At 70.6% G+C, this 26,661-nt stretch carries 24 protein-coding genes; 8 read left to right on the top strand and 16 right to left on the bottom strand.

The window, feature by feature from the left end:
- Positions 1–168 precede the first annotated feature (168 nt).
- Genes AC068D_RS33820 through AC068D_RS33800 form a run of 5 tightly spaced genes read left to right on the top strand, consistent with a single transcriptional unit; the run spans position 169 to position 5,997 of the window.
- Entirely contained in the window at positions 169–2,034 is a 1,866-nt protein-coding gene (locus AC068D_RS33820) for an ABC transporter substrate-binding protein (protein WP_478826956.1), read from the top strand.
- A gap of 3 nt (positions 2,035–2,037) precedes the next feature.
- A complete protein-coding gene (locus AC068D_RS33815; protein WP_478826955.1) occupies positions 2,038–3,108 on the top strand; it encodes an ABC transporter permease in 1,071 nt (356 codons plus the stop codon).
- On the top strand, positions 3,105–4,022 hold the full coding sequence (locus tag AC068D_RS33810; RefSeq protein ID WP_478826954.1) for an ABC transporter permease: 918 nt from the start codon (positions 3,105–3,107) through the stop codon (positions 4,020–4,022). The genes AC068D_RS33815 and AC068D_RS33810 overlap by 4 nt, the downstream gene beginning before the upstream one ends.
- The gene (locus AC068D_RS33805) at positions 3,911–4,999 is read left to right on the top strand and encodes an ABC transporter ATP-binding protein (RefSeq protein ID WP_478826953.1); all 1,089 of its coding nucleotides are present in this window, start codon (positions 3,911–3,913) and stop codon (positions 4,997–4,999) included. Before AC068D_RS33810 ends, AC068D_RS33805 begins: the two co-directional genes overlap by 112 nt.
- A 20-nt stretch (positions 5,000–5,019) precedes the next feature.
- Entirely contained in the window at positions 5,020–5,997 is a 978-nt protein-coding gene (locus AC068D_RS33800; protein ID WP_478826952.1) for an oligopeptide/dipeptide ABC transporter ATP-binding protein, read from the top strand.
- Positions 5,998–6,112: 115 nt separating this feature from the next.
- On the opposite strand, the gene AC068D_RS33795 is transcribed toward AC068D_RS33800, so the two are convergent.
- The 8 genes from AC068D_RS33795 to rimP form a co-directional block, all read right to left on the bottom strand.
- Positions 6,113–7,063, bottom strand: a complete 951-nt coding sequence (locus tag AC068D_RS33795) for a bifunctional riboflavin kinase/FAD synthetase (protein WP_478826951.1) — start codon at positions 7,061–7,063, stop codon at positions 6,113–6,115.
- A gap of 344 nt (positions 7,064–7,407) precedes the next feature.
- Entirely contained in the window at positions 7,408–8,337 is a 930-nt protein-coding gene (gene truB, locus AC068D_RS33790) for a tRNA pseudouridine(55) synthase TruB (RefSeq protein ID WP_478826950.1), read from the bottom strand.
- Positions 8,334–8,798 (bottom strand): 30S ribosome-binding factor RbfA, encoded by a 465-nt coding sequence (rbfA, locus tag AC068D_RS33785; protein ID WP_478826949.1) that lies wholly within the window; start codon positions 8,796–8,798, stop codon positions 8,334–8,336. Before rbfA ends, truB begins: the two co-directional genes overlap by 4 nt.
- 27 nt (positions 8,799–8,825) lie before the next feature.
- Positions 8,826–9,119, bottom strand: coding sequence for a DUF503 domain-containing protein (locus tag AC068D_RS33780; RefSeq protein WP_478826948.1), 294 nt, complete (start codon positions 9,117–9,119; stop codon positions 8,826–8,828).
- A gap of 156 nt (positions 9,120–9,275) precedes the next feature.
- Entirely contained in the window at positions 9,276–12,341 is a 3,066-nt protein-coding gene (infB, locus tag AC068D_RS33775) for a translation initiation factor IF-2 (protein WP_478826947.1), read from the bottom strand.
- Between the two features lie 155 nt (positions 12,342–12,496).
- Entirely contained in the window at positions 12,497–12,787 is a 291-nt protein-coding gene (locus AC068D_RS33770; protein ID WP_478826946.1) for a YlxR family protein, read from the bottom strand.
- 173 nt (positions 12,788–12,960) lie between these two features.
- Positions 12,961–13,968, bottom strand: a complete 1,008-nt coding sequence (nusA, locus tag AC068D_RS33765) for a transcription termination factor NusA (RefSeq protein WP_478826945.1) — start codon at positions 13,966–13,968, stop codon at positions 12,961–12,963.
- A 2-nt stretch (positions 13,969–13,970) separates the two neighbouring features.
- Positions 13,971–14,495 carry a ribosome maturation factor RimP gene (gene rimP / locus AC068D_RS33760; protein WP_478826944.1) on the bottom strand — a complete coding sequence of 175 codons (525 nt, stop codon included), beginning with the start codon at positions 14,493–14,495 and terminating at the stop codon, positions 13,971–13,973.
- A 292-nt stretch (positions 14,496–14,787) separates the two neighbouring features.
- Between rimP and AC068D_RS33755 the strand changes: the two genes are divergently transcribed.
- Genes AC068D_RS33755 through AC068D_RS33745 form a run of 3 tightly spaced genes read left to right on the top strand, consistent with a single transcriptional unit; the run spans position 14,788 to position 16,681 of the window.
- A complete protein-coding gene (locus AC068D_RS33755) occupies positions 14,788–15,366 on the top strand; it encodes a hypothetical protein (RefSeq protein ID WP_478826943.1) in 579 nt (192 codons plus the stop codon).
- Complete coding sequence (locus AC068D_RS33750) at positions 15,363–15,788, top strand: ferritin-like domain-containing protein (RefSeq protein ID WP_478826942.1); 426 nt, start codon at positions 15,363–15,365, stop codon at positions 15,786–15,788. The genes AC068D_RS33755 and AC068D_RS33750 overlap by 4 nt, the downstream gene beginning before the upstream one ends.
- Positions 15,789–15,805: 17 nt before the next feature.
- Positions 15,806–16,681 (top strand): aminoglycoside phosphotransferase family protein, encoded by an 876-nt coding sequence (locus AC068D_RS33745; RefSeq protein ID WP_478826941.1) that lies wholly within the window; start codon positions 15,806–15,808, stop codon positions 16,679–16,681.
- A gap of 520 nt (positions 16,682–17,201) precedes the next feature.
- Here AC068D_RS33745 and AC068D_RS33740 read toward each other — a convergent pair.
- From AC068D_RS33740 to aroA, 8 genes are all read right to left on the bottom strand, one after another.
- Positions 17,202–18,899: a proline--tRNA ligase gene (locus tag AC068D_RS33740; protein WP_478826940.1), complete on the bottom strand. Its 1,698-nt coding sequence runs from the start codon at positions 18,897–18,899 to the stop codon at positions 17,202–17,204.
- A 69-nt stretch (positions 18,900–18,968) separates the two neighbouring features.
- Complete coding sequence (locus tag AC068D_RS33735; protein ID WP_478826939.1) at positions 18,969–19,511, bottom strand: GNAT family N-acetyltransferase; 543 nt, start codon at positions 19,509–19,511, stop codon at positions 18,969–18,971.
- Between the two features lie 29 nt (positions 19,512–19,540).
- Positions 19,541–20,386: a GNAT family N-acetyltransferase gene (locus AC068D_RS33730; RefSeq protein ID WP_478826938.1), complete on the bottom strand. Its 846-nt coding sequence runs from the start codon at positions 20,384–20,386 to the stop codon at positions 19,541–19,543.
- Positions 20,387–20,572: 186 nt separating this feature from the next.
- Positions 20,573–21,727 carry a flavodoxin-dependent (E)-4-hydroxy-3-methylbut-2-enyl-diphosphate synthase gene (ispG, locus tag AC068D_RS33725; RefSeq protein WP_478826937.1) on the bottom strand — a complete coding sequence of 385 codons (1,155 nt, stop codon included), beginning with the start codon at positions 21,725–21,727 and terminating at the stop codon, positions 20,573–20,575.
- Between the two features lie 164 nt (positions 21,728–21,891).
- Positions 21,892–23,193, bottom strand: coding sequence for a M50 family metallopeptidase (locus AC068D_RS33720; protein WP_478826936.1), 1,302 nt, complete (start codon positions 23,191–23,193; stop codon positions 21,892–21,894).
- Positions 23,190–24,458: a 1-deoxy-D-xylulose-5-phosphate reductoisomerase gene (gene dxr, locus AC068D_RS33715; RefSeq protein WP_478826935.1), complete on the bottom strand. Its 1,269-nt coding sequence runs from the start codon at positions 24,456–24,458 to the stop codon at positions 23,190–23,192. The genes AC068D_RS33720 and dxr overlap by 4 nt, the downstream gene beginning before the upstream one ends.
- Before the next feature lie 46 nt (positions 24,459–24,504).
- Positions 24,505–25,317 (bottom strand): hypothetical protein, encoded by an 813-nt coding sequence (locus AC068D_RS33710; RefSeq protein WP_478826934.1) that lies wholly within the window; start codon positions 25,315–25,317, stop codon positions 24,505–24,507.
- 72 nt (positions 25,318–25,389) lie between these two features.
- Positions 25,390–26,643, bottom strand: a complete 1,254-nt coding sequence (gene aroA / locus AC068D_RS33705) for a 3-phosphoshikimate 1-carboxyvinyltransferase (protein ID WP_478826933.1) — start codon at positions 26,641–26,643, stop codon at positions 25,390–25,392.
- Positions 26,644–26,661 lie beyond the last annotated feature (18 nt).

Below are 26,661 nucleotides of genomic sequence, written 5' to 3'. Positions count from 1 at the left end.
TCGGTGCGGGCCCTCCCGCATTCCCGCAGCCCACAAGGGGGTTTGACGCCCCGCCAGGGCATCGTTGACATGTCTAGACCGCGCTGATAAATCTCGCTTCACCAGTGGGCGCCCACTGAAGATCCACGTGCCTTCTCCGAGCGAGCAACGACGCGAGGTCAACGTCTCATGGTCACCAACGCTCCATCACGCAGCGCACGGCAGCACCACCCGATCGTACGAATCCTCCTCGCCTCCGGTGTCGCCGCCTCCGCCCTGGTGGCCACCCCTCAGCCCGCACAGGCGGGCCATGCCGGCGAGCACGACGACAAGAACGGCGGCAAGTACGTCCTCACCGTCGCCGTGTCGCAGAGCGTGGACTCGCTGAGCCCGTTCCTTGCACAGCGACTCCTCTCCACCAGTCTCCATCGGCTGATGTACGACTATCTGACGAACTATGACGCCAAGGATGCCCGCCCCATTCCGGGCCTGGCCACGGAGTGGAGCACGTCGCCGGACAAGCTGACGTGGACGTTCAAGATCCGCAACAACTCCACCTGGTCCGACGGCAGGCGGGCCACCGCCGAGGACGCCGCCTGGACGTTCAACAAGATGATGGCGGACGAGAACGCGGCCACCGCCAACGGCAGCTTCACCGCCAACTTCAGGAAGGTCACGGCCCCCGACCCCGGGACGCTGGTGATAGAGCTGAAGAAGCCGCAGGCCACGATGGCCGCGCTCGATGTCCCGATCGTGCCCAAGCACATCTGGCAGAAGGTCGGCGACTTCTCGAAGTTCAACAACGACAAGCAGTTCCCCGTGGTCGGCAACGGACCGTACGTCCTGACCGACTTCAAGGTCGATCAGTACATCAAGCTCAAGCCGAACAAGAGCTTCTGGCGCGGTGTGCCGAAGTTCCACGATCTGGTGTTCAAGTACTACAAGGACGGAGACGCGGCCGTCGCGGCGCTGCGGAAAGGTGAGGTGTCCTTCGTCTCGGGTCTCACCCCCGCCCAGGCCGCCTCGCTCAAGTCCGCGGCCGACGTGAAGGTCAACGACGCACCAGGGCGCCGCTTCCTCGCCCTCGCGGTCAATCCCGGCGCACGGTCGAAGGACGGGGGGAAGTTCGGCAGCGGCCACCCGGCACTGCGCGATCCGTCCGTACGCAAGGCGCTGTTCCACGCCGTCGACCGCAGGACCATCGTCGACAGGGTCTTCCAGGGCCATGCCGTGGAGGGCGAGGGCTACATCCCGCCGCGCTTCACCTCGTACTTCTGGAAGCCGACTGCCGAACAGAAGATCGACTACGACCCGGAGAGGGCGGCCGCGCTGCTCGATGGGGCCGGGTACAGGAAGAACGGCAGCGGAAAGCGCGTCGGCAAGGACGGCAGACCACTGGACTTGCGGATCCTCTGCCACGCCACGGACCCGAACGACAAAGCCATCGGCAAGTACCTCCAGGAGTGGTGGGGCAGGCTCGGCGTGGGGCTCGAGGTCAACTGTCTCGACAATGTCTCCGACCCCTGGGTCAAGGGTGACTACGATCTGGCGTTCGACGGCTGGTCGGTCAACCCCGACCCGGATTTCGTCCTCTCCATCCACACCTGCGGCGCACTGCCCGCCACACCGAAGGACACCGGCGCCACCGACAACTTCATCTGTGACAGGACGTACGACGAGCTGTACGCGAAGCAGGCGGCGGAGTACGACACGGCCAAACGGGCCCACCTTGTCAAACAGATGGAATCGCGGCTGTACGACACCGGGTACATGAACGTCATGGCCTATCCGAACGCCGTCGAGGCGTACCGCACGGACCAGATCGAATCGATCACGACCATGCCGGAGGCCGCCGGCAACATCTACGGCCAGGACGGCTACTGGAGCTGGTGGTCCGCCGAGCCGGCCTCCGCGGCGCACGGCGGGTCCCCGGCGGGCAGGTCATCGGCCCCCGTGACCGTCGTCGTCGGCGCGGCCGCGGGCGCGCTTGCGGCCGTCGCCCTCGGCATCCTCGTCAGCAGGCGTCGTCGTGCCACCGCGGACGACCGTGAATAGCCGATGAGCAGCACCGCGAGCACCACGACCGAGGACGAGGGCGCGGCGGAGCGGGCGCCCCGGCCCCCGGAGACCCGCACCGCCCGCGGGGGCCGTACGACCCCCTATCTCGGGCATGTGGCGGGGCGGCTGGGCGGTGCGGCCGTGTCGCTGTTCGCCGTCCTCGTCACCAGCTTCTTCCTCTTCAGGATCGTCCCCGGTGACCCGGTCAAGGCCATGACGCACGGAATGCCCACGTCGGCCGAGCAACTGGCCACACTGCGCCATCAGTTCGGACTCGATCTGCCGTTGTGGCGTCAGTTCGCCGACTACTGCACGGGTGCGCTGACCGGCGACCTCGGGACGTCGTACCAGTTCCACGCGCCCGTCGGCGAGCTCATCGCCCACAAGCTCCCCGCGACCCTGCTGCTCACCGGCGTGGCCGTGGTGATCTACTCGGCGCTCGGGCTCTGGCTGGGCACCCGGTCGGCCTGGCGGCACGGCGGCCTCGGGGACCGGCTCAACACGGGGGTGGCGCTGGCCCTGTGGTCCGTGCCCTCGTTCTGGCTGGGACTGCTGCTGATCATCGTCTTCTCGGTGGGCGTCGGTCCGGTCCCCGGGATGTTCCCGACCGGCGGCATGGATTCCGGCAGCACGACCGGCTTCGCCCATGTGATCGATGTGGCGCACCACATGGTCCTGCCGGTGCTCACCCTGGTGGCGGTGGGATATGCGCAGACGCTCCTGGTCATGCGGTCCTCACTGCTCGACGAGATGGGCAGCGACTATCTGACGACGGCGCGGGCCAAGGGGTTGCGGGACGACGCGGTGCGCCGTCGGCACGCCGTGCCGAACGCTCTGCTGCCGACCGTGACGATGGTGTTCATCAACCTGGGTCATGTCGCGGCGGGTTCGATCCTGGTGGAGACGGTGTTCTCCTGGCCCGGCCTCGGCGGGCTCTTCTACCAGGCGCTGAGCGTGCCCGACCTGCCGCTCGTCCAGGGACTGTTCGTGGTGTTCGCGGGGGCGATGATCCTGATGAATCTGCTCGCCGATCTGCTCTATCCGCTGCTCGACCCGAGGGTGGGCCGATGACGACGACTCCGACCGCCCCGGCGCAGGGCGCGGGCTCACTCGTACGGACGCGCCGCCGGGAGTCGGTGGCCCGTTTCTGGCGCCGGTACCGCACCCACCGGGCGGGGGTCGCCGGGCTGGCCGGGCTTGCGCTTCTCGTCCTGATCGCCCTGGCCGCACCGCTGCTCGTCGGCAGCGGTGTCCAGAGCGTGACCCATGCTCCCGGAGCAGCCCTGGAGCCGCCGAGCGCCGAGTTCCCGCTCGGGACCGACCAATTCGGGCGCTCCCTGCTCGGCCTGCTGATCTGGGGAGCACGGATCTCGCTCACCGTCGGGCTGCTCGCCGCCACACTGTCGGTGGCCATCGGCACCCTGGCCGGGATCATCGCGGGCCACTACGGCGGCTGGTTCTCGACCGTCGTCATGCGCATCACCGACTGGTTCCTGGTGATGCCGACGCTGGTCCTGGCGATCGTGCTGGCGACGGTGATGTCGCGAAGCGTGTGGACGGTGATCGTGGCGATCGGTGTCACCTCGTGGCCGACGACGGCGCGGCTGGTGCGCGCGCAGACGATCGCGGTCGAGTCGCGCCCGTACATCGAGCGGGCGAGGGCCCTCGGCGGTGGACACGGGCACATCATGGCCCGGCATGTGCTGCCGAACGTGATGCCCCTGGTACTCGCACAGACGACGCTCGGCATCTCCAGCGCGATCCTGACCGAGGCGACGCTCGCCTTCCTCGGGCTCGGCGACCCGACCGTGGTGTCATGGGGCGGAATGCTCCAGGACGCGCGCGAGGCGGGAGCCGTGTCCTCCGGGCACTGGTGGTATCTGGCGCCCCCCGGCATCGCGATTGCGCTGGTCGCGCTCGCGTTCACCCTGTGCGGGCGGGCCGTCGAGTCCGTACTCAACCCGAAGCTGGGGGTCACCCGGTGAGCACGGGGCACCTTCTCGAGGTCAGGGACCTCCATGTGACGTACGGGACGGGGGCCCTTGCCGTCCCTGCCGTTCGGGGTGTGGATCTGTCGGTCGCCACCGGCAGCAAGCTCGGCATCGCGGGCGAGTCGGGATGCGGGAAGTCGACGCTGGCACTGGCGCTGCTGCGGCTGTTGCCGGCGTCGGCCCGGCTGTCCGGCGAGATCCTGCTGGCCGGTGAGGACGTCCTCACCATGAGGTGGGGGCGGCTCCGGGCCGTGCGCTGGGCGGGGGCGTCGGTCGTCTTCCAGGGGGCGATGCACTCATTGAACGCAGTCCACCGGATCGGGGAGCAGATCTCGGAGCCGCTGCTGGTGCACGGGCGGACGACACCGGGCGCGGCGCGCCGGCGCACCGGCGAGCTGCTGGAACAGGTCGGGCTGCCCGCGGCACGGGCGGAGGCCTATCCGCACGAACTGTCCGGCGGCCAGCGGCAGCGGGTGATGATCGCAATGGCGCTCGCCTGTGAACCACGGCTGATCGTCGCCGACGAACCGACGACGGCACTGGACGTCATGATCCAGGCCCAGATCCTGCGGCTGATCGAGCAGTTGGTCGCCTCCCAGGGCATCAGCCTGCTGATGATCAGCCACGATCTCGCGGTGCTCGCGGAGACCTGCGACCGGCTCGCGGTGATGTATGCGGGGAGGGTGGTGGAAGAAGGCCCGGCACGCGAGGTGTACGACGCGGCGGAGCATCCGTACGGCCGGGCCCTCTCGGCGGCGTTCCCCCGCATCGGGGACACGGCCTCGCGACGTGCCCCGCGGGGACTCCCGGGCGACCCGCCCGACCCGGCGGCGCTGCCTGCCGGTTGTGCGTTCCACCCGCGGTGCCCCGTCGCACTGGACGAGTGTGCGGAGGACGACCAGGAACTGCGCGACGCGGGGGCGGGCCGACGGGCGGCTTGTGTGCACACGGGGGCGGCGGTTCAAGGGTGACGAGCATCGAGGAGTCCGCCATGACGACATCCCCGCTCCTTTCGGCCGCCGGGCTGCGGGTCGCGTTCCCGGGGCGCCGGGGCGCTGCGGCGGCACGGGCCGTCGACGGTGTCGATCTGGACATCGCCGCCGGGGAGATCGTCGCGCTCGTCGGCGAGTCCGGATGCGGCAAGACGTCGCTCGCCCGGACGCTGCTCGGGCTGGTCGAGCCGGCGGCGGGGCGGGTGACGTTCGGCGGTGCGCCACTGTCGTACGGGGCGCGGGCCCTGAAGGCGTACCGCAAGCGGGTCCAGCTGGTGCTCCAGGATCCGAGCGGCTCCCTCAATCCGCGGCACACGGTGTACGACGCGGTGGCCGAGGGCCTGCGGATCCATGGCCACACGGGCGACGAGCGCGCCGCGGTCGCGGAGGCGCTCGCGCGGGCGGGGCTGCGTCCGCCGGAGCGCTTCTTCCTCCGCTACCCGCACGAACTGTCGGGCGGCCAACGCCAGCGTGTCGTCATCGCGGGCGCGCTGGTCCTCCAGCCGGAGCTGATCGTCGCGGACGAGCCGGTGGCGTCGCTGGACGCCTCCGTGCGGGGCGAGATCCTGGCCCTGCTGCTGCGTCTGCGGGACGAACTGGGTCTCTCCGCACTGGTCGTGACGCACGACCTGGGTCTGGCATGGAACATCGCGGACCGGGTCGCCGTGATGTACCTGGGCCGGATCGTGGAGACGGGTTTCGTGGAGGAGGTCCTGACGGCGCCCCGGCACCCCTACACCCGCGCCCTCCTGTCCGTGCTCCCCGAGTCCGCGGTGCCCCCCGTCGTCCTCGCCGGTGAGCCCCCGGACCCCTCGCGCATCCCGGCGGGGTGCCGCTTCCATGCGCGCTGCCAGATCCTCGCCTCGGGTGAGGCGGAGAGCACGGGTGTCGCCGCCCGCTGTCGCACGGAGGACCTGCCGGTCCTCCCCGGATCCGGGGCCGGCGGGGTGGCCTGCCACTGGGCGGCGGCACTCTGAGGAACGCCTTGCATGCCTGTCGCCGTGGGCGGGCCAGCGGCCGCACGGCGCCAGGAAATCCGCCCTCGAACGCCGGACGGGCGGACCGCAGCCCGCGCACGGGGACGGCCCGGAGCTACGCGTCGTGCGCCGCGGTCAGTTCCCGGGCCCGCTTCACGTCCGCCGCGATCGCCTCCAGCAGCGCCTCGATCGACTCGAACTTCTCCTGGCCACGGACGTAGGCGAGGAAGTCGACGGACACGTGCAGCCCGTACAGATCGAGCCCGACGCGGTCGATCGCATACGCCTCGACCGTGCGCTCCGTGCCGTCGAACTGCGGGTTCGTGCCGACGGAGATCGCAGCGGGCATACGCTCGCCGTTCGCGGTGAGCCAGCCGGCGTAGACCCCGTCCGCGGGGATCGCGGTGTGCGGAAGGGTCTCGACGTTCGCTGTGGGGTAGCCGAGTTCGCGGCCGCGCTGGGCGCCGCGGACGACGATGCCCTCGACGCAGTGGGGGCGCCCCAGGATCTCGGCGGCGCCGTCCATGTCGCCCTCGGCGACGAGGCGCCGGGTGAGTGTCGAGGAGAACGGCTCGCCACCGCCGGCTTCGCCTCGCACGTACAGGTCGACGACCTCGACCCGGTAGTCGTAGGTACGGCCGAGCTCGGTCAGGAAGTCGACGTTCCCGGCCGCCTTGTGGCCGAAGCGGAAGTTCGGGCCCTCGATCACCGTGCAGGCGTGCAGCTTGTCCACCAGCACCTTCACGATGAAGTCCGCGGGCGACAGCCTCGAGAACTCGGCCGTGAAGGGGAGGATCAGCACCGCGTCCACGCCGAGCTCCGCCATCAGCTCCGCGCGCCGATGGTGCGGGGCCAGCAGCGGCGGATGGCTGCCGGGCCGGACGACCTCGCTCGGGTGCGGATCGAAGGTGACGACGACCGACGGCACTCCGAGCTCACGGGCGCGTTCCACGGCCCGCCCGATGATGAGCTGGTGACCCCGGTGCACGCCGTCGTAGGAGCCGATGGTGACGACGCTGCGCCCCCAGTCCTGGGGGATGTCCTCCAAGCCACGCCAGCGCTGCACTGTGACCGCTCCTCGCCCGAAGCCGGTCCGAAACCGAACCGAACCTGTGTACGTGATTACCGATTACGCAGGTCTAAGACTGCCATGCCCGCGGTCCTCGATTGTCATCGGCACCGCACTCCCGGTACCACCGTCGGCAGGGACGGAGCGATCCGGCGCTCCTGAGAAGTGCACAGGCCGAACGCGCCCCCCAGTGCTCCCTCGGTTCACTCCCGAGCGCCTGCTCGATGGGGTGAATCCGGCCTCCGTGGCGGACAGACCCTTTCCGAGGGGGATCGTGGAGCGGGCAGCGGCTGTGCCCGCTCCACGGTGGGAGCCGGCCCGGGGCCCGGGGGCCCCGGGTGTCAGACGAAGACCGCGACGCTCTTCGCCTTGCCCTTCTGCTGCTCGACCAGGGCGAGGAACCGGTCCTCCGGCCCGAAGACCGCGACCGGGCCCGTCGTGTCGTACGCCGGCATGTCCAGCCGCACGCCGTTGACGAGCAGCCGTGCCCGCTTCTCGTCGACGTCCCAGCGAGGGAACGCGGCCGCTGCGGCCTCGCCGATCGGCATGACCGTCAGCTCCTCCTGGAGTTGGTCGAGCGTCTTCGCCGAATCCAGCTTGTAGGGGCCGACACGGGTGCGGCGCAGCGCCGTCAGATGCCCGCCGACTCCGAGCCCGGCGCCGAGGTCACGGGCGAGTGCGCGGATATAGGTGCCGGAAGAGCAGACGACGGAGACGACCAGGTCGACGACCGGGGTCCCGTCATCGGCGGCTGCCTCGCGGACGTCGTACACCTGGAAGGAGGAGACGGTCACCGGGCGGGCCGGGATGTCGAACTCCTCGCCGCCACGCACCCGCGCGTACGAACGCTTGCCATCGATCTTGATGGCGCTGACCTTGGACGGCACCTGCATGATGTCGCCCGTCAGCTGCGCGACGCCCTTGTCGATGGCCTCGCGGGTGACCCCGGAGGCGTCGGCGGAGGAGGTGATCTCGCCCTCGGCGTCGTCCGTGATCGTGTTCTGGCCGAGCCGGATCGTACCGAGGTACTCCTTCTCGGTCAGCGCGAGATGGCCGAGGAGCTTGGTGGCCTTCTCGACGCCGAGGACGAGCACGCCGGTGGCCATCGGGTCGAGGGTGCCCGCGTGCCCGACCCGGCGGGTCCTCGCGATGCCGCGCATCTTGGCCACGACGTCGTGCGACGTGAAGCCGGACGGCTTGTCGACGATGACCAGACCGTTCTGGGGACCCTTTCCGGCGCCGGCCGGAGGAGTCCTGTTCTGCTGTGTCATGCGGAGGCTTCGTCCCCACCCGTGGGAGCGGACGTGTCATCGGCCTCCGGCTTGCGGTACGGGTCGGCGTCGCCCGCATAGTTCTTGCCCGTCGACGCCTCGCGGACCTCCTCGTCCTTGGCCCGCGCCCGGTCCAGCAGATCGTCGATCGTGCGGGCGTTGTCCGGGAGGGCGTCGGGTACGAAGGTCAGGGTCGGCGTGAAGCGGACCCCGGTCTGGCGGCCGACCTCGGAGCGGAGCACGCCCTTGGCGGACTCCAGCGCCGCGGCGGACGCGGCACGCTCCTCGTCGTCCCCGTAGACCGTGTAGAAGACCGTGGCCTCCCGCAGGTCGCCGGTGACCCGGGCGTCCGTGATGGTGACGAAGCCCAGCCGCGGATCCTTGATTCGCCGGTCCAGGGTCTCCGCGACCACGACCTGGATGCGATCGGCCAGCTTGCGGGCCCGCGCGTTGTCGGCCACCGGTCCATCTCCTCTTTCTGCTTACGTTCAATCGTCGTCGCCGTGCAGCCGTCGTCGTACCGACAGCAGCTCGACTTCGGGCCGGGCGGCGACCAAGCGCTCGCACCGGTCCAGTACGTCTGTGAGGTGCCCCGGGTCCCCCGAGACCACCGCAAGACCGATCTCGGCCCTGCGATGGAGGTTCTGCCCGCCCACTTCGGCCGCACTCACCGCATATTTGCGCTGGAGTTCGGCGACGATCGGACGGACGACGGAGCGTTTCTCCTTCAACGAACGAACGTCGCCGAGGAGCAGATCGAAGGACAGCGTCCCCACATACATGTATGTCCGGATGTCCCGCCGGTACGGGTTCGGCAAATGCCCTGCCCGCTCTTGGCAGGGACATCAAAACCGTACACGCAACGGCCGGGGCCGATCGACGGGATTACGTCCCGCCGACCGGCCCCGAACCGGCTGCTGTGCGTCAGCCGCGCTGCGTCAGCCGCGAGGCTTCTCGCGCATCTCGTACGTCGCGATGACGTCGTCCACCTTGATGTCGTTGAAGTTTCCGAGGTTGATACCGCCCTCGAAGCCTTCGCGGATCTCGGTGACGTCGTCCTTGAAGCGACGCAGACCCTCGATGTTGAGGTTCTCCGCGATGACCTTGCCGTCGCGGATGAGGCGCGCCTTGGTGTTGCGCTTGACCTCGCCGGAGCGGATGAGCACACCCGCGATGTTGCCCAGCTTGGACGAGCGGAAGACCTCGCGGATCTCCGCCGTGCCGAGCTCGACCTCTTCGTACTCCGGCTTGAGCATGCCCTTGAGGGCCGCCTCGATCTCCTCGATCGCCTGGTAGATGACCGAGTAGTAACGGACGTCCACACCCTCGCGGTCGGCCATCTGCGTGGCACGCCCTGCGGCGCGCACGTTGAAGCCGATCACGATGGCGTCGGAGCCGGTCGCCAGGTCGATGTCCGACTCGGTGACCGCACCGACACCGCGGTGCAGGACCCGGATGTCGACCTCTTCGCCGACGTCGAGCTGGAGCAGCGAGGACTCGAGGGCCTCGACCGAACCGGACGCGTCGCCCTTGATGATGAGGTTGAGCTGCTGGACCTCGCCCGCCTTGAGCACCTTGTCGAGGTCCTCGAGGGACACCCGGCGGGTGCGCTTGGCGAACGCGGCGTTGCGCTCACGGGCGGCACGCTTCTCGGCGATCTGGCGGGCCGTGCGGTCCTCGTCGACGACCAGGAAGTTGTCGCCGGCGCCCGGGACGTTGGTGAGACCCAGGACGAGGACGGGGGTCGACGGACCCGCTTCCTCGACGTTGGCACCGCGGTCGTCGAGCATCGCACGGACACGGCCGTACGCGTCGCCGACCACCATCGTGTCGCCGACCCGCAGGGTGCCTCGCTGGACCAGGACGGTCGCGACGGCACCGCGGCCGCGGTCGAGGTGGGACTCGATCGCGATGCCCTGCGCGTCCTGCTCCGGGTTGGCACGGAGGTCCAGGGCGGCGTCCGCCGTCAGGACCACGGCCTCCAGCAGGCTGTCGATGTTCAGGCCCTGCTTGGCGGAGATGTCGACGAACATGGTGTCGCCGCCGTACTCCTCGGCCACCAGGCCGTACTCGGTCAGCTGACCGCGCACCTTCGTCGGGTCCGCACCCTCGACGTCGATCTTGTTGACCGCGACCACGATCGGCACGTCGGCCGCCTTGGCGTGGTTCAGCGCCTCGATCGTCTGGGGCATCACACCGTCGTTGGCCGCCACCACGAGGATCGCGATGTCGGTCGACTTGGCACCGCGGGCACGCATGGCCGTGAACGCCTCGTGACCCGGGGTGTCGATGAAGGTGATCGCACGGTCTTCGCCGTTGACCTCGGTACGAGCCTGGTACGCACCGATGTGCTGCGTGATACCGCCGGCCTCACCCGCGATGACGTTCGTCTTGCGGATGGCGTCCAGCAGTCGGGTCTTACCGTGGTCGACGTGACCCATGACGGTCACGACCGGCGGACGGGAGACGAGCAGTTCCTCGCCGCCCTCGTCCTCGCCGAACTCGATGTCGAAGGACTCGAGGAGCTCGCGGTCCTCCTCCTCCGGGCTGACGATCTGAACCGTGTAGTTCATCTCGTTGGCCAGCATCTCCAGCGTGTCGTCGGACACGGACTGGGTCGCGGTGACCATTTCGCCGAGGTTCATCATCACGGCGACGAGCGACGCCGGGTTGGCGTTGATCTTCTCCGCGAAGTCGGTGAGCGACGCACCGCGCGACAGACGAATGGTCTCGCCGCTGCCGCGAGGCAGCATCACACCGCCGACCGACGGGGCCTGCATGGCCTCGTACTCCTGGCGCCTCTGCCTCTTCGACTTACGGCCACGACGGGCCGGTCCGCCGGGACGGCCGAAGGCGCCCTGCGTGCCACCACGGCCGCCGGGACCGCCCGGACGTCCGCCGAAGCCGGGACGGCCACCGCCGCCACCGAAGCCGCCGCCACCGCCACCGGGACGAGGGCCGCCGAAGCCGCCGCCGCCACCACCGGGACGACCGCCGCCGCCGGGACCGGCCGGACGGCCGGCGAAGCCGCCGCCGCCACCACCGGGACGACCGGCACCGCCGGGACGGCCACCGGGACCACCGGGGCCACGACCGCCGGGGCCGCCGCCGGGACGCGGGCCGGCAGCGGGACGCTGCGGCATCATGCCCGGGTTCGGACGGTTACCGCCGGGACCGCCGGGACCGCCGGCAGCGCGGGGCGCCTGCGGACGGGGCATGCCACCCGGAGTCGGGCGAGGACCGCCCTGACCGGCGCCCTGGGGACGGGGACCGCCCTGACCGGCGCCCTGGGGACGCGGGCCGCCGGGCGCACCCGGGCCACCGGGACGCGGGGCGCCGCCCGGACGGGGCGCCTGCGGGCGCGCCATACCGGTGGAGCCACCAGAGGTGAACGGGTTGTTGCCGGGACGCGGACCCGCAGGACGGGCACCGCCCGGACGCGGGGCCTGACGCTCGCCACCGGGACGCGGGGCGCCGGGACGGGCACCGCCACGCTCGCCCTGGCCCGGGCGGGCAGCAGGACGCGGGCCGGGAGTGGCACCGGGCCGGGGACCGGCGGCCGGAGCAGCCGGAGGCGCGGTGAACTCGGGCGCGGCCGGAGCGGCCGGAGCCGGCTTCGGTGCGGCCGGGGGCTTGGGGCCCGGAGTCGGCCGCGGGCCGGGGGCCGGGGCCGCGGGAGCAGTCTTGGGAGCCTCGGCGGCAACCGGCTTGGGGGCCGGGGCGCCGGGCTTGGGGGCAGCTGGACGTGCCGCCTGCGCCGGGGAGGGCGCAGCAGGCTTCGCGGGCGCCGCCTTGCGCGGTGCCGCGGGCTTCCCTGCAGCGCGCTTCGCGGGGGATGCCCCGGAGCCCTGCTGGAAAGCATCAGTCAATTTGCGTACAACCGGCGCCTCGATCGTCGAGGACGCCGAACGGACGAATTCACCGAGTTCTTGGAGCTTGGCCATGACGACCTTGCTCTCCACGCCGAACTCCTTGGCGAGTTCGTATACCCGGACCTTAGCCACTTCGCTCCTTTTAGGTCCGGGTTACCGCCGGACCGTTGCTACTTCATGGGCGTACTCATCGCGTACTCATCGAGTGCTCATCGCAATCTCGACCTACTTCCAACTCGCGAGGTACCTGACCGCATGGGGTTCCGTGCGGTACTGCTTCCTACTTCTTACGGTGCCGCCTGAGCTGCCGCCTCCTCGACGGCGCGGCGTACGTCCGCGGTATCGAGCGGTCCCTGGACCCTGAGGGCCCTCGGGAACGCCCGGCGGCGGACCGCCAGGTCGAGACAGACCGAGGCGGGGTGCACATACGCACCCCGGCCGGGCAGCGTACCGCGATGATCGGGGACACATTCGCCCTCGACCGCCACGATGCGCAGCAGATCGCTCTTGGCCGCTCGCTCCCGGCATCCCACGCAGGTTCGCTCAGGGCATGCGCGGGCATGCGTCCGACCAGACACGACTAAGTCTACCTCCCCGTACCGACCTCACCCCTTTGGGGCAAGAATCGAACAGTTGATGGCTCAAAACTCTCGGCGACTGATGGCTCAAAACTCTCGGCGACGTCCCGTGTCCGAACGGGTACCCGCCGTGACCCGTTCAGCCGCCCGCCGGGACCGCCGCCGGAGGGGCGTCAGTCCTGCTCGGAGGCCTGCTCAGGCGCCTGCTCGATGTCCGGGCGGATGTCGATGCGCCATCCGGTGAGACGGGCCGCGAGACGGGCGTTCTGCCCTTCCTTGCCGATCGCCAGGGAGAGTTGGTAGTCCGGCACCGTCACCCGTGCGGAGCGGGCACCGAGGTCCACGACCTCGACCTTGGAGACCCGCGCCGGGGACAATGCATTGGCGACCATCTCGGCCGGATCGTCCGACCAGTCGACGATGTCGATCTTCTCGCCGTGCAGCTCGGCCATGACATTGCGCACGCGCCCGCCCATGGGCCCGATGCACGCGCCCTTGGCGTTGAGGCCGCTCCTCGTCGACCGGACGGCGATCTTGGTCCGGTGCCCGGCCTCGCGGGCGATGGCCGCGATCTCCACCGAGCCGTCGGCGATCTCCGGGACCTCGAGGGCGAAGAGTTTCTTCACCAGATTGGGATGCGTCCTCGACAGGGTGACGGACGGACCGCGCACCCCCTTGGCCACCCGGACGACGTACGTACGCAGTCGCAGACCGTGCGTGTACTCCTCGCCCGGCACCTGCTCCTGCACCGGCAGGATGGCCTCCAGCTTGTCGTCCAGCCGGACCAGGACGTTCTTCGGGTCCTTGCCCTGCTGGACCTGGCCGGCGACGACATCGCCCTCTCGGCGGGCGTACTCGCCGAAGGTCACGTCGTTCTCGGCGTCCCGGAGCCGCTGCTGGATGACCTGGCGGGCCGTGGACGCGGCGATCCGCCCGAAGTCGTGCGGGGTGTCGTCGAACTCGCGGGGCTCCTGGCCCTCCTCGAGCTCGGACGGGTCCTCCTTCGCCCACACGGTCACGTGCCCGTTCTCACGGTTGAGCACGACACGTGCATGGCGGCGGCTGTCCGGCGTGCGGTGATAGGCGATGAGGAGGGCCGACTCGATCGCTTCGACCAACAGGTCGAAGGCAATCTCCTTCTCCTGTGCCAAGCCCCTCAGGAGCTTCACGTCGATGTCCACGGCTACGCCTCCTCTTCTTTCTGAATGCCGTTCTTGTCCTTGCGGTTGAACTCGATCTCCACACGTGCCTTGGCGATCTCGCCGAAGGCGACCCGGCGAGTGGTGGGCTTGCGCCCCTTCACACCCGGCACCTCGAGATCGAGGCCCTCGTCGTCCAGGTCGAGGATCCGTGCGACCAGCTCACCGGCCGGCTGCCCGTCCTGGGTGATCAGGTGGAACCTGGCCAGGCGGCCCTTGGCGCGTAGGTAGTGGCGGGGCTCCCGGAGGGGGCGCTCGGCCCCCGGCGACGTCACTTCGAGCTGGTACTCGCCCTCGCCCATGGCGTCGGTCTCGTCGAGCTTGTCGGAGATGACACGGCTCAGCTCGGCACAGGCGTCGAGATCGACGCCTTCCTCGGAATCCACGACGACCCGGAGCACACGGCGGCGGCCGGCCCGGGACAGCTCGATCTCTTCCAGATCCAGATCCGCGGCGCTGACGAGCGGTTCGAGCAGTCCGCGCAGCCTCTCGCTCTGGGTGGTGCTCATCCGGGTGACTCCTCGGCCGCGTGTGCTGTTGTGGGTTTCGTCGTGTGTCAGCACAAAGGGTATCCGGTCCCGGGGGGTGTTGCCGTCCACCCTCGGCTGACCCGCAGGTACGCTCGCCTGCGGTGATCGGAGCGAGCCCCGTCGTGCGGACCGGGCCGGACCAGGGAGCGGGGTCTGACGCGTGCGGATGCAGGGCGGAGGAGGGAGACATGGCAGGGCCATGCCGACCGACGACAGCGCGGCAGATGCGCATGCGGGAGCACGTACGGGCACGACACGCAGGCAGGCCCTCATGGCAACGGGTGCAGCGGCCGCTGCCGCCGTGCTTGCGGGGTGCTCGGAGGACACCGTGCCCGCAGGACGACGCACGGCACCTGGCGCGGTCTCGGCCGAGACCGCGCTGCGGCGGCGCAGCACGGCGGCGAGCCAAGAGCTGCTCGGACGGTACGACGCGGTCCTGAGCGCCCATCCCGGGCTGGCACAGCGGCTGGCGCCCCTGCGGGCCGCGGTGGCGCGGCACGTGGAGGCGCTGGCACCGGTGACACCGCCCGCGCGGGGGACCGCGAGCGCGTCCGCATCCGCATCCGCGGCGGGTCCGGGCCCGAAGGCCGGCGTGGCATCGAGCGCGAGCGCCGCCCCGGCAGTGAGCCACGGCGCGAAGCCCGGCACGAGCGCCGCCCCCTCCGCACCGTCCGCGCCCGCCGATGCCCGTACCGCCGTACGAGAACTCGCGGCGGCCGAACGGCGTATGGCGGACGCCCACACCGCCGCTCTGGTCGGCGCACCGCCCGAGTACGCCCGTCTGCTGGCCTCGGTCGCCGCGGCCGGAGCCGTGCACGCGTATCTGCTGACGAAGGGGGCCCGCTCGTGAGCACGCTGAACGCCGCACAGGCCGCGCTCGCCGCAGAGCATGCCGCTGTGTACGGGTACGGCGTCGTCGGCGGCAAGGTGGGCTCCGGCCGGCGGGCCGAAGCGACGTCCGCGTACGCGGCGCACCGCGCTCGGCGCGACACGCTGGAGCGGACGATCCGTGATCTGGGCGGGGAGCCGGTCGCGGCGGACGCCGCGTACGTACTGCCGTTCCCGGTGCCGGACGCGGCCGCTGCGGTACGCCTCGCCGCGGTGCTGGAGGACCGGGTCGCGGGCGTGTACTCCGACCTCGTACGTGCCGCCAGGGGCCCGCTGCGGCGCGAGGCGGCAGGGGCGCTGCGCGAGGCGGCGGTACGGGCCGTTCGCTGGCAGGGCACCGGCGTAGCCTTTCCGGGGCTCGCCGAGCGGGCGACCGGTCAGTGAAGGGGAACGACGCACGCATGGGTTTTGAACCGCCCCCGCGTCTGGTGCGGGCGCTCGGCGAGAACGACTGGCTCGGGCAACTGCCCGGACTTCTCGAGGCGGCGGTCGCCCGGCACGGACTGGCCGTCGAGCGGGTGACCGCTCCCGGCGGGCGGAGCAGCCTGGTCGCCCTCGTACGGCAGCGGGACGGCTCGCCCGCGGCGCTCAAGCTCGTCCCGCCCTCCGCCGGAGCCGGGGAGGAACGGGTCGCGCTGGAGCACTGGAACGGCTTCGGGTCGGTGCGGCTGCTGGATGCCTCCGAGGGGGCGCTCGTGCTGGAGCGCCTGCATCCCGAGGTGTCGGTGCGGTCGCTGCCGGAGGCGAAGGCGCTGCTGGAGGCGGCGGGGACGGTGCGCAGGCTCTGGGTCGAGCCGCCCGGAGGGCATCCCTTCGAGACGGTGGCCGAGCGTACGGCCCGCCAGGCGGAGGCTCTTTCGGCGCATGCCGACACGGCGCCGCCTGCGCTGGTGGCCGCGGCGCTGGGGGTGCGCGAGGAGCTGACGGCAGGGTCCTCCCCCGAGCTCCTTCTGCTCCACGGCAACTTCCGGCAGAGCAAGGTCCTCGGGGGCGACCGTTCGCCCTGGCTGGCGGTGGGGCCGGAGCCGGTCGTCGGAGAGCGTGCGTACGACCTGGCCCGGCTGGTCCGCGACCGCGTGGAGGACCTCGTCGCGACCGCCTCCGGCCCGGCGTCCACACGACGGCGGGTCAACCGTCTTGCCGACTCCCTGGACGTGGATCCGGACCGGCTGCGCGGATGGACGCTCTTCCGGGCGGTGGAGTCGGGCATCCGTGCGATGGCATCGGGCCGCGTCGGCGAGGCGGAGCTGACGCTCGAGTTCGCGGGGTGGCTGTAGCCGCCGCTGCGCGTTGCGGGGCCGCGGGCGTGCGCGTGCGTGCGGGTGTGGGCGGGTACCTGTCGCCTCTGACCTGGATGGCCGGACGGACCGGGCCGCCGGACGGCGAGGATCGTCGGGTCGCCCGGTGCCGGGTCCGTTGCCGTGGGGATCTGCTCGGAACGCGTATCAGGGACGGCGGCAGGATCCAGGGCGCGGCCTCTGCCCACCGCTTCGGCCGGCTCTCGGCTTGCCGCTGCCGCATCGCAGGTCGCGCTCGGGGGCCGGCCACGGCCCCCGGGCCGCGGACGGGGCAACCCCGCCCTGGCGGCCCCGCCAGGGCGGCTGCGCCCATCGGTTACGGCGGGACCGAACCCGCACGGAGGCACGGAGGTGTCCCGTGCCGGGACGGAGTGACCGGCCGTGACCGATCACCCCACCGGGGCTGGGGTCGGAGCCCACGCGGAGCGTGGGCGACCGACGACAACGCGGCGAGCGTGCTTGCCGGGCCCGCGAGCCCGGCAAGATCCAACGAGAGGCCCTAGCCCAGAACGCGGGCGATGGCCTCGGCGACCGGGAGCTCCTCGCGAGCGCCCGTGCGGCGGTCCTTCAGTTCGACGATGCCCTCGGCCGAACGACGGCCCGCGACCAGGATCTGGGGCACACCGATGAGTTCCGCGTCCGTGAACTTCACGCCCGGGGAGACACCCGCGCGGTCGTCCACCAGGACACGGGCGCCCGCCTCGCCCAGCTTTTCCGCGACGTCGAGCGCGAGCTCGGTCTGGAGCGCCTTGCCCGCGGCGACGACGTGGACGTCCGCCGGCGCGATCTCGCGCGGCCAGCACAGGCCCTGCTCGTCCGCGTGCTGCTCGGCGAGGGCCGCGACCGCGCGCGAGACGCCGATGCCGTAGGAGCCCATGGTCACGCGGACCGGCTTGCCGTTCTGGCCCAGGACGTCGAGCTGGAACGCGTCCGCGTACTTGCGGCCCAGCTGGAAGATGTGGCCGATCTCGATCGCGCGGTCGAGCTTCAGCCCGGTGCCGCAGGACGGGCACGGGTCGCCGTCCTCGACCACGACCACGTCGAGGTGGTCGTCGACCTCGAAGTCACGACCGCAGACGACGTTCTTCGCGTGCGTGTCCGCCTTGTTCGCGCCGGTGATCCACGCCGTGCCCGGCGCGATGCGCGGGTCGGCGATGTAGCGGACCTTGTCCAGTCCCTGCGGGCCGACATAGCCGCGGACCAGGTCGGGCCGGCCTTCGAAGTCCTCCGCGGTGACCAGCTCGACCACGGCCGGGGCGAGATGGTCGGTCAGCTTGCCGAGGTCGACCTCGCGGTCGCCGGGAACGCCGACCGCGACGATCTCGCCGTCCACCTTGACCAGCAGGTTCTTCAGCGTGGCGGACGCCGGGACACCGAGGTGCTCGGCGAGCGTTTCGATGGTCGGGGTGTCGGGGGTGTCCAGCTCCTCGACCGGGCCGTGCTCCGCGGCCTCCACGGCAGGGGCCTTGAACGTGACGGCCTCGGTGTTCGCGGCGTAGTCGCAGGAGGGGCAGTACACGAAGGTGTCCTCGCCCGCGGGTGCCGGTGCCAGGAACTCCTCGGACGCCGAGCCGCCCATGGCGCCGGAGACGGCGGAAACGATGCGGTGCTCCAGGCCGAGACGCCGGAAGATCTTGATGTAGGCCTCGCGGTGGAGCCGGTAGGACTCGGCCAGACCCTCGTCGGAGGTGTCGAAGGAGTACGAGTCCTTCATCTGGAACTCACGGCCACGCAGGATGCCCGAGCGCGGACGCGCCTCGTCGCGGTACTTCGTCTGGATCTGGTACAGGATGACCGGCAGGTCCTTGTACGAGGTGCACTGGTCCTTCACCAGCTGGGTGAAGATCTCCTCGTGCGTCGGGCCGAGCAGGTAGTCCGCGCCCTTGCGGTCCTTGAGGCGGAACAGCTCGGCGCCGTACTCCTCCCAGCGCCCGGTGGCCTCGTACGGCTCCTTCGGCAGCAGTGCGGGCAGGAGGACCTCCTGGCCGCCGATCGCGTCCATCTCCTCGCGCACAACCCTGGCGACGTTCTCCAGCACGCGCATGCCGAGCGGCAGCCAGCTCCAGATCCCGGCGGCGTTGCGGCGGACGTAACCGGCGCGGACCAGGAGTTTGTGGCTGAGCGTCTCCGCGTCGGCCGGGTCGTCGCGCAGTGTCTTGACCATCAGACGGGACATGCGCTGGACCTGGGCTGCCATGGGTTATCTCCTGCGTGCAAGAAAGGGTGATGTGCAGGAGGTTAGCCGGGCGGTCCCGATGGGCGGAAATCAGTTCCCGCGCCGGAGCGGCAGCGGCGCCCCCATCACCGCATACGGCTTGGGTGCGCTGGGGAACAGGACCTGGCGGGCCAGGTCCTGGTAGCCCAGTGTCCGGTACAGCCCGCGCGCCGGGCTCTCGACGTCGATGGCGGAGAGGATGGAGCGGGGCTGGGCCGCCGCGTCCGTGATGGTCGTGATCAGGGTGCGGCCGATGCCCCGCCCCTGGTACTCGGGGTGCACATGGAGTTCGGTGATGACGAAGGAGTCGTCGAGCCAGCGGTCGTAGCCGCCCCTGCGGAGGTACGGCTCGACGACCGTGGACCACCAGTGGGTGCGGTCGTTCGGCATGCCGTAGACGAAGCCGACGAGCCGGCCTTGGGAGGTCGTCGCACCGAAGGCGCACGCGCCCGGATAGAGCAGGTGCCGCAGCACGATGTGGCGGCGGATCGCGATCTCGTCGTCGCTGAGTCCGAAGGCGATGGCCTGCACGGCGAGCGCGTCGTCCACGCGTGCTGCGAGGTTGACGGGTCCGACGGCGACATCCTGTTCCATGGCGGGCACCCTACTTCGCCCCGAACCGGTCAGAACAGCACGCTCATGAAGGCGCCCACCTCGCGGAAACCGACGCGGCGGTACGCCGCACGAGCGGCAGTGTTGAAGTCGTTGACGTACAGGCTGACGACGGGCGCCACATCGGCGAGGGCATAGCGGAGCACCGCGGCCATGCCGGTCTCCGAGAGTCCCCGGCCACGGAACTCGGGGGCGACCCAGACGCCCTGGATCTGGCATGCCTGAGGGGTGGCCGCACCGATCTCGGCCTTGAAGACGACCTTGTCGTCGTCGATGCGGGCGAAGGAGCGCCCGGAGCCGACGAGTTCGGCGACCCGTGCCTGGTAGAGCAGTCCGCCGTCACCGGCGAGCGGGGAGACCCCCACCTCCTCGGTGAACATCGCCACGCAGGCAGGCATGATCACCTCCATCTCGTCCTTGCGGATGCGGCGCACATACGGGTCGGGGGCGACGTCCGGAGGCATGGTCTCGGTGACCATCAGCGGCTGGTGGGCGCGGACCTCACGGGCGGGTCCCCAGCTGGGCTCGAGCAGCCGCCACAGCAGATCGGTGGATTCGGCCGGACCGACGATGGAGGAACAGCGACGGCCGGTCCTGCGGGCGCGGTCGGCGAAGGCGCGTACCGCGTCGGGTGTCGCGCAGATCGGGACGAGGTTGGCCCCCGAGTAGCAGAGCGAGCGGAGCCGTCCCTCCTCGTACCAGCCCCACATCTCGCCGCCCAGGCGCCAGGGGTCGAGCCCGGCGACCTGTACGCGGGACGTGACGAAGGCATTGTGGACGGGCTCGCTCTCGAGGACGGCGAGCGCGGCGCCGAGGTCGTCGGGGTCGAGGACCCGGCTGGTGGTCTGCGTCAACACGAGGGCCGCTCCAACACTCCTTCGGGGCGGATCTTCTTCCTGCCCGCGCTCGCCGTGTGCCAGGTCGGCACCGGTCACGGCCTGGTCTGCTGATCTCCGCACTGTACCCGGAGATGCTTTGCGGCACCGCATGCGAACAGGGACCGGACCCCTGCTGGGGCCCGGTCCCTGGCGGAAAGCGATGGGTCAGCCGATGGACACCTGCGGCTCGCCCGAGGCGATGCCGTCCTTCTCCATCTGCTCGGCGATCTTCAGCGCCTCTTCGATGAGGGTCTCGACGATTTTCGACTCGGGAACGGTCTTGATGACCTCGCCCTTGACGAAGATCTGGCCCTTGCCGTTGCCCGACGCGACGCCGAGGTCGGCCTCACGGGCCTCGCCGGGGCCGTTGACGACGCAGCCCATGACGGCGACGCGCAGCGGGACCTCCATGCCGTCGAGGCCGGCCGTGACCTCGTCCGCGAGCTTGTAGACGTCGACCTGGGCGCGGCCGCAGGACGGGCAGGAGACGATCTCGAGGCGGCGCTGGCGGAGGTTCAGGGACTCGAGGATCTGGATGCCGACCTTGACCTCCTCGGCGGGAGGCGCGGAGAGCGAGACCCGGATGGTGTCGCCGATGCCCTCGCTGAGGAGGGCGCCGAAGGCGACCGCCGACTTGATGGTGCCCTGGAAGGCCGGACCGGCCTCGGTGACGCCGAGGTGCAGCGGGTAGTCGCACTGGGCGGCGAGCTGACGGTAGGCGTTGACCATGACGACCGGGTCGTTGTGCTTGACCGAGATCTTGATGTCGTGGAAGTCGTGCTCCTCGAAGAGCGAGGCTTCCCACAGTGCCGACTCGACGAGCGCCTCGGGGGTGGCCTTGCCGTACTTCTGGAGCAGCCGGCGGTCCAGGGAGCCGGCGTTCACACCGATGCGGATGGGAGTGCCGGCGTCCTTGGCCGCCCTGGCGATCTCCTTGACCTTGTCGTCGAACTGCTTGATGTTGCCCGGGTTGACCCGGACCGCCGCGCAACCCGCGTCGATGGCGGCGAAGACGTACTTCGGCTGGAAATGGATGTCGGCGATCACCGGGATCTGCGACTTCCGGGCGATCGTGGCGAGCGCGTCGGCGTCGTCCTGGGTGGGGCAGGCGACCCGGACGATCTGGCAGCCGGACGCCGTCAGCTCGGCGATCTGCTGCAGGGTGGCGCCGATGTCGGAGGTCCGCGTCGTCGTCATCGACTGGACCGACACGGGGGCGTCTCCGCCGACGGCGACCGAGCCGACCTGGATCTTGCGGGTGATCCTCCGGTCGGCGAGCTTGGTCGGAACGGACGGCATTCCGAGAGAAATCGCGGTCATCTGCTGTGCAACCCCAAGGTGTGGATCGAGGTCCCGAGATCGGCGGGCTCCAGCCTTTGAGGTTACGCCACGGGCATCGGCCCGGGCACACCGCGGCGGGCGTGGCTCCCGAGGAGCGGGTGGCCGGGCACCCAGTGTGCCCGGCCACTGCGAACGGTTCGTTGCTAGGAGATTTTCACCGGGTTGACGATGTCGGCGACCAGGACGAGGAGCGTGAAACAGATGAAGATTCCTGCCACCACATAGGCGACCGGCATCAGTTTCGCGACGTCGAACGGTCCCGGGTCGGGCCGCCGGAACAGCCTGGCGACATTTCGCCGTACGGACTCCCACAGCGCGCCCGCGATATGGCCGCCGTCGAGCGGGAGCAGCGGCAGCATGTTGAACAGGAACAGCGACAGGTTGAAGCCTGCGAGCAGCATCAGGAACGTCGCGATGATGTTCGGCGTGGGTGCGTCCAGGTTGAGCACCTCACCGCTGATGCGTGCGGCGCCGACGACACCGACAGGCGAGTCGTCCTTGCGCTCACCGTCTCCGAAGGTGGCGGCCCAGAGGTCGGGGACCTTGGTCGGGAGCGAGAGGATCGACTCGACGCCGTTCTCCATCATGTCGCCCATCCGGTCCAGGGACTGGCCGAAGGTCTGCGGCACGATCTCGGTCCTGGCGGCGAAGCCGAGATAGCCGGCCCGGACGAACTCGTGGGGGACGACCTCGCCGTCGTCGTCCTTCTTCGCGACCAGGTTCTCCCGCAGCGTGGCCTGGAGCACCTTCTCCTCGCCGCCGCGGTCCACGGTGATGGTGGCGGGGCCGATGGTCCCGCGGATACGGCCGGACAGATCCGTCCAGTCCTTGACCGGGACCCCGTTGAAGGCCACGATCCGGTCGTCCTTGAGCAGGCCGGCCGCCGCCCCAGGGGACACGGGGTCGGACTTCTTGCAGGTGTCCCGATCCTCGCTCTGCGGGATGACGCACTGCTGGACGCCTGCGACCTGGGTGGTCTGGGTCTGGAAGCCGAACGACATCGAGACACCGAGGAAGATCGCGACGGCCAGCACGAGGTTCATGAACGGGCCGGCGAACATCACGATGACGCGCTTCCACGGCTTGCGCGTGTAGAAGAGGCGCGTCTCGTCGCCGGGCTTCAGCTCTTCGAACGCCGCCGAGCGGGCGTCCTCGATCATGCCGCGCCACGGCGAGGTGGAGCGGGCCTCTATGCGGCCGTCCTCCCCCGGCGGGAACATCCCGATCATCCGGATGTAGCCGCCGGCCGGGATGGCCTTGATGCCGTACTCCGTCTCGCCCTTGCGCCGCGACCAGATGGTGGGGCCGAAGCCGACCATGTACTGGGGCACGCGGATGCCGAAGAGCTTGGCGGTCGAGAGGTGGCCGAGCTCGTGCCAGGCGATGGAGAAGAGCAGCCCTACGGCGAAGAGCAGAATGCCGAGGACCGTCAACAGAACCGTCATGCGCGAGCCTCCGCTGTCGCCTTCGCTGTCCGTGCGGCCTGTCCGGCCAGTTCCCGGGCGCGGGCACGCGCCCACGTCTCCGCCTCGAGGACGTCCGGGACCGTCAGCGAGGTTCCCCGGACATCCCGGTGCTCGCCGACGACTGCCGTGACCGTATCCATGATTCCGTTGAACGGCAGCCGTCCCGCGAGAAACGCGTCCACGCATTCCTCGTTCGCGGCATTGAACACCGCCGGGGCTGTGCCGCCGCGTTCTCCGACATACCGGGCGAGTCCGACGGACGGGAACGCCTCAGTGTCGAGCGGGAAGAACTCCCAGCTGGAGGCCTTCGTCCAGTCGAACGCAGGTGCGGCGTCCGGCACCCGCTGCGGCCAGCCGAGGCCAATGGCGATCGGGCCGCGCATGTCCGGCGGGGTGGCCTGGGCGAGCGTCGAGCCGTCCGTGAACTCGACCATGGAGTGGACGTACGACTGCGGGTGGACGACGACCTCGATGCGGTCGAAGGGGATGTCGTAGAGGAGGTGCGCCTCGATGACCTCCAGGCCCTTGTTGACGAGGGTCGCGCTGTTGACCGTGATCACCGGGCCCATGGCCCAGGTGGGGTGCGCGAGGGCGTCCTCGGGGGTGACGGAGGCGAGCTCGGCCCGGGTGCGGCCGCGGAAGGGGCCGCCGGATGCCGTGACGACGAGCTTGCGGACGTCGGCGCGGGTGCCGCCGGCCAGGGCCTGGAACAGCGCGGCGTGCTCGGAGTCCACGGGAATGATCTGGCCGGGCCTGGCGAGCCCCTTGACCAGCGGGCCTCCGACGATCAGCGACTCCTTGTTGGCGAGCGCGAGCGTGCGGCCCGCCTCGAGGGCGGCGAGGGTGGGGGCGAGACCGATGGAGCCGGTGATGCCGTTGAGCACGGTGTGGCACGCGGATGCGGCGAGCTCGGTCGCCGCATCCGGGCCGGCGAGGATCTCCGGGAGCGGCTCTCCCGTTCCGTACCGGGCCCGGAGGGCCTCCCTGAGCGCGGGTACGACGTCCTCGCGTGCCACGGCCACCGTGCGGACCCCGAGCCGGTGCGCCTGCTCGGCGAGCAGTTCCACCCGGCCGCCGGCGGCGGAGAGGGCGGTGACGCGGAAGCGGTCGGGGTTGCGCAGGACCAGATCGATGGCCTGCGTACCGATGGACCCGGTGGAGCCGAGGACGACGACGTCCCGGCGTCCTTCGACGGGATCGAAGGTGATGTGCGGGTCGGCGAGGGGGGATGGGCTGTCGCTCATGCCCCCCATTGTTGCCGCATCCGCTGTGGGCCCCGACAGGGTGCCCCTATGCGCCCTTCATGTGCTGCGCGGAGAACTTCTCCCACTGGGCGGTGATCACGTCTTCCGGGACACCCCCGATGTCCTTGGTGTCCGTGATCTCGGCACGGAAGGAGAGGGTGGTGGAGCCCGAGCGGACGACCGTGAGGTACTCGTAGAGCTTCAGCTTCCCCTTCACGTCCAGGATCGTGAAGCGAAAGGACTTCGCCTCGTCGCCGACGGCCGGAGCCCTGACCGGCTCCACCTTCAGATACTTCGCCTTTGCTATGGCGCGGATCTCGGTGAACCCGGCGGTGCACTCCTTGCCCGCCCTGCCGAGCGCCTTCATCACGCCCGCGGCGGCCTCGGGCCCGTAGCTGCGCAGTTGCACGGCGACGGTGGTGCCGGTCATCTCGTCGGGGACGTCGACCTTCCGGTGGACCTCGGCGGCAGGGCTGTACGGGGTGGCGCCCTTCGCGAGGCTGACCAATGGCTGGCAGGCGGCGGGGTCGGCGCGGTAGTCCTCACCGAGAGGGGTGCCGAGAGTGAACTCGGACGCGGTGTACCTGCCCACCTTCTCGCCGTCGGTGAAGGCGACCGCGGTGAGTTGCTGCTCGGTGAGCGCTCCCGGGGTGGCCGGGCCGGGAGCCCCGGTGGAATCCGCTCCGCGCGTGCCCTTGGCGCCGGGTTCGTCGTCCCCGGCGCCGGCGCAGGCGGCGGTGCCGATGAGTACGGCACCCACGAGAGCAGCAGCGGCGACCGCGCGCCGGACCGGACGGCTCGACCGGGCCGTCCTGCTGCCCCGACCGCTCAGGCGCCCCAGGCTCTCCTCGTTGTCCACCCCGAACATCCTTGTCCCGTCTCCTGGTTGTTGGTGATCGCTGCACGATTGTGGTGCATGGGGCGTTCGGAGTCACGGCGTATCGGTTGCAACTGCGTTGCGGTCGGAAAGAAGCCCGAAGGTCCGGTGGAAGCCGGGGAAGGTCTTGCGTACGCAGCCGGGGTCGTCGTACGTCATCCCCGGCGCGCGCAGTCCGGTGACGGCGAACGACATCACGATGCGATGGTCGCCGCGGGTGGCGATCTCGGTGGCGCGCGGTGTGCCGGGCAGGATCTCGATCCAGTCGGGGCCGGTCGTGACGGTGATCCCGAGGCGGCGGAGGTTCTGCGCGCAGGCCTCCAGCCGGTCGCACTCCTTGACCCGGGTGTTGGCGACGTCCTCGATCCGCACCGGCCCTTCGGCGAAGGGCGCGATGGCGGCGAGGGTCGGCATCGTGTCCGAGATGTCGCGCATGTTGACGGTGAGTCCGTGGAGCCTGCCGGTGCCGCGGACGGTGGTGCCGACGGGGGTGATCTGCACCTCTGCACCCATGGTCCGCAGCACCTCGGCGAAACGCAGGTCCCCCTGGAGGGCGCCGGTGCCCAGGCCCGGCACCGTGATCTCGCTCCCCGACCGGAGGGCCGCGGCGGCGAAGAAGTAGCTCGCCGTGGAGGCGTCCGGCTCGATGGCGTACGTGGTGGCGCGGTAGCCACCGGGCGGGACGACGAAGGTGTCGCCCTCGCGGACGGTCTCGACGCCGAAGGAGCGCATCATCGCAAGGGTGATCTCGACATACGGGGCGGACACGAGATCCGTGACGGTGATCCGCAGGCCCTCTTCGGTGAGCGGGCCGAGCATCAGCAGCGCGGTCAGGTACTGCGACGACTGGCCCGCGTCGAGGGTGAGTTCGCCTCCTTTGATCCCGCGCGCCACGATGCGCAGGGGGTGGTGGCCCTCGGCCTCCTCGTGGCGGAGGTCCACCCCGAGAGTGCGCAGTGCTTCGCCGAGCGGGCCGAGCGGGCGGCGGCGCATCTGCGCCGAGGCGTCGAAGCGGTAGGTGCCGTGACCGGCGGATGCGAGCGCGGGGAGGAAGCGGGCGGTGGTGGCGCCGTCGCGGCAGTGGACGTCGGCGGAACCGGCCCGGGGGCCCGCCGGACGGCCCTCGACGTGCCAGATGCCCTCGGCGCGCTGCGTCCGGTAGCCGAGGCGGGCCAGGCCCTCGGCGAAGCCCTCGGTGTCGTCGGAGACGAGCGGACGCAGGAGGGTGCTGGTCCCGTCGGCCGCGGCGGCCAGGAAGAGCGCGCGGGCGGTGACGGACTTGGAGCCGGGGATCTCGATGACGGTCACGGCGCCATCCTGCCGCCG

The sequence above is a fragment of the Streptomyces sp. NPDC043861 genome, from assembly GCF_056435905.1.
Note: the sequence above shows the minus strand (reverse complement) of the source record. Positions and strands in the feature narration are given on the sequence as shown.

What these genes read in the sequence shown, in the direction of transcription:
- AC068D_RS33820 (WP_478826956.1), top strand. Translation starts at nt 169, where the DNA reads ATGGTCACCAACGCTCCATCACGCAGCGCACGGCAGCACCACCCGATC.
- AC068D_RS33815 (WP_478826955.1), top strand. Translation starts at nt 2,038, where the DNA reads ATGAGCAGCACCGCGAGCACCACGACCGAGGACGAGGGCGCGGCGGAG.
- AC068D_RS33810 (WP_478826954.1), top strand. Translation starts at nt 3,105, where the DNA reads ATGACGACGACTCCGACCGCCCCGGCGCAGGGCGCGGGCTCACTCGTA.
- AC068D_RS33800 (WP_478826952.1), top strand. Translation starts at nt 5,020, where the DNA reads ATGACGACATCCCCGCTCCTTTCGGCCGCCGGGCTGCGGGTCGCGTTC.
- truB (WP_478826950.1), bottom strand. Translation starts at nt 8,337, where the DNA reads ATGACACAGCAGAACAGGACTCCTCCGGCCGGCGCCGGAAAGGGTCCC.
- AC068D_RS33780 (WP_478826948.1), bottom strand. Translation starts at nt 9,119, where the DNA reads ATGTATGTGGGGACGCTGTCCTTCGATCTGCTCCTCGGCGACGTTCGT.
- rimP (WP_478826944.1), bottom strand. Translation starts at nt 14,495, where the DNA reads ATGAGCACCACCCAGAGCGAGAGGCTGCGCGGACTGCTCGAACCGCTC.
- AC068D_RS33755 (WP_478826943.1), top strand. Translation starts at nt 14,788, where the DNA reads ATGGCAACGGGTGCAGCGGCCGCTGCCGCCGTGCTTGCGGGGTGCTCG.
- AC068D_RS33745 (WP_478826941.1), top strand. Translation starts at nt 15,806, where the DNA reads ATGGGTTTTGAACCGCCCCCGCGTCTGGTGCGGGCGCTCGGCGAGAAC.
- AC068D_RS33740 (WP_478826940.1), bottom strand. Translation starts at nt 18,899, where the DNA reads ATGGCAGCCCAGGTCCAGCGCATGTCCCGTCTGATGGTCAAGACACTG.
- AC068D_RS33735 (WP_478826939.1), bottom strand. Translation starts at nt 19,511, where the DNA reads ATGGAACAGGATGTCGCCGTCGGACCCGTCAACCTCGCAGCACGCGTG.
- ispG (WP_478826937.1), bottom strand. Translation starts at nt 21,727, where the DNA reads ATGACCGCGATTTCTCTCGGAATGCCGTCCGTTCCGACCAAGCTCGCC.
- AC068D_RS33720 (WP_478826936.1), bottom strand. Translation starts at nt 23,193, where the DNA reads ATGACGGTTCTGTTGACGGTCCTCGGCATTCTGCTCTTCGCCGTAGGG.
- dxr (WP_478826935.1), bottom strand. Translation starts at nt 24,458, where the DNA reads ATGAGCGACAGCCCATCCCCCCTCGCCGACCCGCACATCACCTTCGAT.